Origin of the sequence: Frankia gtarii (genome assembly GCF_025403375.1) — a bacterium.
Lineage (GTDB): Bacteria > Actinomycetota > Actinomycetes > Frankiales > Frankiaceae > Frankia > Frankia gtarii.
In genome coordinates this window covers 1-3,620 of the sequence record NZ_JAMPTM010000431.1, presented here as the reverse complement: position 1 = coordinate 3,620, position 3,620 = coordinate 1, and the positions used below count along the sequence as shown (strand labels likewise).

The following is a 3,620-nucleotide window of genomic DNA, read 5'->3' as shown; positions in this document are numbered from 1 at the left end:
GTGGCTGCGGCGACCGGCCGGCCCGCACCGACGGCCTCGTCGGCGCCGTCGCCATCCCCGGCGAACTCCGCCCACACGATCTTGCCTGCGGTCATCGGCTGGACTCCCCAGCGGGTGGCCGAGGCCGCGACCAGAGCCATGCCCCGCCCGGTCAGCCCGTCCCCGCCGGCCGGGGGGCGAAGCGGCATCGTCTGGCTGGCGTCGCTGACCTCCACCCGCAACGCCGCCCCGCCGGTATGGATCCGCACCTCGACCGGGGCGGCCCCGTGCAGCAGCGCGTTCGTCGTCAGTTCGCTCAGGACGAGGCGGACATCGTCGACGACCGGCTCCCACCGGGAGCCCGCGAGCATCCGGACCGCCAGCCTGCGTGCCCGGTGGACCCCGCCGGAGCGCCCGTCGAGACGCAGCGTGGCACGATCGCCATCGGCGTCGACCTCCACGCCATCCAGGTCCGGGTCCGGGCCCGCCGGGCCACCCCCGGAATCCCCCACCGGCTCGCCGCCGCCGCGCCGGTTCCCGTGCCCACCGTGCCCACCGTGCTCGGCGTGCCCATGCCCACCGTGCCCGGCGGGGATGGCGTCGCCCACCTCGCCGTGCCTGCCCGCCATGCCGGCCTCCCGTCCGACCGACCACTCCTGATGGCGGCCAACTCCTAGATACCGGCCAACCCGGATGGCCCGACGAGACGCGGCCCAGCCCCGTGCCTGTCGTTCACGGCCTGTCGTTCACTGCGCCTTTCGGCGAAGTCCAGCATGCCAGAGATGTCGGTCGAGCCCGGGTAATGCCGCCCGAACCGGTTGCCGGTGACCCGGCGCCGACCCTCGCCCCGAGGGGGCCGGACCTGGTCGTGATGCGTGACGCGCCGGCATCGGCCGGCGCGGTCGGCATCGTCACGGTGACCGGGCACCGCCGCGCTGTCATCGCGCCCGGGTCGTGGGCTGTCGGACCTCTCACCGAGAATTCCGGAGGATGCCCTGGCCGTCAGGCCGGGGAGGAATCCGGCTCCCCGCGGAGCGGGGCAGGGGTAGGCGATTCGCCGTCAGGTGAACCGCCGCGCGAACGCAGCACGTAACAGGTGGATGATTTCCCTGTCCGGGGAATAGTCGTCTTCTTCGATGGTTTCGGCGATCTGGGATCGCGGGTTGTTCGGGAATCTCAGAACCTTCTTCTGCGCGGTCCTGGTGGGTTAGGATCGGTTTGTGTAGAGGTTCCGGTTGTATCCCGGCGTGGCGCAGGAAGAGGTTCTTCTTGTGCATTGTGGGCAGGCGCGGTTCGTGTGGAACCTGTGTGTGGAGCAGCAGTCGTGGTGGAACCCGCGGCGTGGCCCCGCCCCCGGCTACGCCGAGTGGAATCGGCAGTTGACCGCGGCGCGGGGCGCCTGCGACTGGCTGGCGGCGGGCAGTGTGATCGTGCAGCAGCAGGCGTTGCGGGACTTCGCCACCGCGAGGGCGAACTTTTTCGGCGGGTCGCATCGGCGGCCGAGATGGCGTCGACGCGGGCGGGGTGAGGGGTTCCGGATCGTCGCGGTCAAGCCGGGTGATGTGCGGCAGGTCAACCGGCGCTGGTCGCAGGTGCGGATCCCCAAAGTGGGCTGGGTCAGGTTCCGCCGTAGCCGCACCGTTCCGGATGCCAGGTCCTACCGGGTGACGCGGGATCGTGCGGGTCGCTGGCATGTCGCGTTCGCCGCTGTCCCCGACCCGATTGGCGCCCCGGGCACCGGTGGGATTGTCGGGGTGGACCGGGGTGTGGCGGTGTCGGCGGCGTTGAGCACCGGGGAGTTGCTGCACTGCCCCGGGCTGCGCCCCGGCGAAAAGACCCGGCTGGTCCGGCTGCAACGCCGCCTCGCCCGAGCCAGGCGGGGGTCGCAGCGGCGGGCCCGGCTGGTCGGGCAGATCGCCCGAGTGAAAGCCCGGGAAGTTGACCGGCGTAAGGACTGGGTGGAGAAGACCAGTACCGCGCTGGCCCGCCGGTACGACCTGATCCGCGTGGAGGCGTTGCCGGTCGGGGCGATGACCCGTTCGGCGAAGGGTACCGTCGCCGAGCCGGGGCGCAACGTGCGGCAGAAAGCCGGGCTGAACCGGAGCATTCTCGCCCACGGCTGGGGGCTGCTCGTCGCCCGGCTGGAACAGAAGGCTCCCGGCCGGGTCGAGAGGATCAACCCCGCGTACACGTCGCAGACCTGTAACAGCTGTGGGACCCGAGACGGGGAGGCGCGCGAAAGCCAAGCCGTCTTCCGCTGCCGGGGCTGTGGGCAGCAGGGGAACGCGGACGTGAACGCGGCACGCAACATCGCCCTGGGGCATCAGTGGGCAACCACGTGGGTGACTGCGCGGGGAGGCGACGCCAACAGGCGGCCTGCGAACCGCGAACCCCAACATCGCGCACCCCCTCTCCCGGTGGATGGGTAGATGTTGGAATCCCCCGCGTTCACGCGGAGGAGGATGTCAATGCCGGACCCTGCACTGTCGGGCCCCCATGCCGGCCCTCCATGCCGGACCGCCGGTGCGGGGCATCCGCGTCCTGCCGGTCCTACTCGGCCGGAGTCGTCGGCGGGGCCGACCCGAGGAACAGCTCGCCCATCGCCCGGACCCGGTCGGTCAGCTCGGCCGGCTCGATGATCGTGAATGGCGCGCCGACGGTGCCGAGCACCATCGCGGGCCAGTCGAGCGACTCGACCTCCATCCGCAGCCGGCACGCATGGTCGTCGACCTCCTCCACGGTGCCCCACCTGCCCACCACCCCGGCGACCTCGGCGGCCGGCGCGGCGACGACCACCAGCACCCGATGACGGTCCCCCGCGCCGGAAACGGCGCGCTGGACGTACTGCGCCGCGTCCCCGCCGGGCGGCTGGCGCGGTCGGAAGCGGCGGCCGGTGGTGCTGGGCTCGGCGAGCCGGTCCACCCGGAAGGTGCGCCAGTCGTCCCGTTCGGTGTCGAAGGCGAGCAGGTACCAGCGTCCGCCGAGAGCGACGAGCCGATGCGGTTCGACGCGGCGCCGGCTGCGCGCCCCGGCCCAGGCCGTGTAGTCGAACCGCAGCTCCTCCTCGGCCCGGCAGGCCAGCGCGATCGCGGTGAGCAGCCCGGGGTCGAGCGTCGGGCCGTCCCACGGTGCGGGGACGGTGTACGCGGCGAGGGCGTCGACCTGCTGGCGCAGCCGCGACGGCAGGAGCTGGACGACTTTGGCCAGGGCCCGCACCGAGGTCTCGCCGACGCCCGCCACCGCCCCCGCGGCCGCGGTGCGCAACCCCACCGCGACGGCGACGGCCTCGGCGTCGTCGAGCAGCAGCGGCGGCATGGCCGTGCCGGCTCGCAACTGGTAGCCGCCGGCCACCCCGCGGGTGGCCTGGACCGGGTAGCCGAGCTCGCGCAGCCGGTCGACGTCGCGGCGCAGCGTGCGCGGGCTGACCTCGAGCCGCTCGGCGAGCTCACCGCCCGGCCAGTATCGGTGCGTCTGCAGCAGGGACAGCAGCCGCAACATCCGGGCGCTCGTGTCCGCCATCGCCTCGCCGCTCCACTCCCGCACCGTCCGGCGCCCACCGCCCGGCGTCAGGATGCCATGCCGCCATCCGGGCGCTGGCAGGGTCGGCGAACCGGGCGGTCGGTCCGGGGGCGGGCGAGGGC

General features: G+C 73.2%; 3 protein-coding genes. 1 reads left to right on the top strand and 2 read right to left on the bottom strand.

The window, feature by feature from the left end; genetic code table 11:
• Positions 1 to 608, bottom strand: a 608-nt coding sequence (locus tag NBZ83_RS30910; RefSeq protein ID WP_261576389.1) for an ATP-binding protein, incomplete at its 3' end; no start/stop codon positions are given.
• Positions 609 to 1,214: 606 nt separating this feature from the next.
• Between NBZ83_RS30910 and NBZ83_RS30905 the strand changes: the two genes are divergently transcribed.
• Entirely contained in the window at positions 1,215 to 2,408 is a 1,194-nt protein-coding gene (locus tag NBZ83_RS30905) for an RNA-guided endonuclease InsQ/TnpB family protein (protein WP_261576388.1), read from the top strand.
• A gap of 121 nt (positions 2,409 to 2,529) precedes the next feature.
• Here NBZ83_RS30905 and NBZ83_RS30900 read toward each other — a convergent pair whose 3' ends face one another.
• A complete protein-coding gene (locus NBZ83_RS30900; protein ID WP_308203844.1) occupies positions 2,530 to 3,498 on the bottom strand; it encodes a helix-turn-helix transcriptional regulator in 969 nt (322 codons plus the stop codon).
• Positions 3,499 to 3,620 lie beyond the last annotated feature (122 nt).